At 59.5% G+C, this 487-nt stretch carries 2 pseudogenes; both read left to right on the top strand.

What is annotated here, in order from left to right:
* Nucleotides 1-271, top strand: a pseudogene (locus EOA32_RS37680) (divalent metal cation transporter); the annotation flags it as partial.
* Nucleotides 271-487 (top strand): annotated as a pseudogene (locus EOA32_RS37675) (hypothetical protein); the annotation flags it as partial. The pseudogenes EOA32_RS37680 and EOA32_RS37675, both read left to right, overlap by 1 nt.

Here is a 487-nt window from a genome sequence, read left to right as displayed (position 1 = left end):
CTGCAGCGTCTATACGATCTCGCTGCTTCTTGCCGCCATACCAATAGGCCTTGGCCTCGACCCGCTGAAACTCACGATCTTCTCCATGGCAGTCACGGCAGCCAGCCTGCCCCTGACCGTGGTGCCATTCCTCTTCCTGCTCAACGATGAACGTTATGTCGGCGACCATCGCAACGGCATGATTTCGAATGCCGCGGTGATCTTCGTCATTGCGCTGGGTTTCGTCCTTGCCGTGGTGGCCATACCCTTGCAGATATTCGGAGGCTCGTGATGGATCTGCTGCGCGATCTACTGGACAAACAGGTCGTCGACCGCAGGCAGGTCAAGATCGGCAAGGTGGATGGGATCATGGCCCAGTTGAGGCCGGACAGGCCGCCCCGGATTGTTGCTATAGAACTTGGATCGATTACGCTGGCGCGCCGTCTTGGTTCACGGCCGGGACGCTGGATGGTGTGGCTCGCGGCAAAGCTTGGTGGCGAACGGCACG

This window comes from Mesorhizobium sp. M1A.F.Ca.ET.072.01.1.1 (assembly GCF_004023325.1).
Classification (GTDB): Bacteria; Pseudomonadota; Alphaproteobacteria; order Rhizobiales; family Rhizobiaceae; genus Mesorhizobium.
This window is presented reverse-complemented; position numbering and strand designations above follow the sequence as displayed.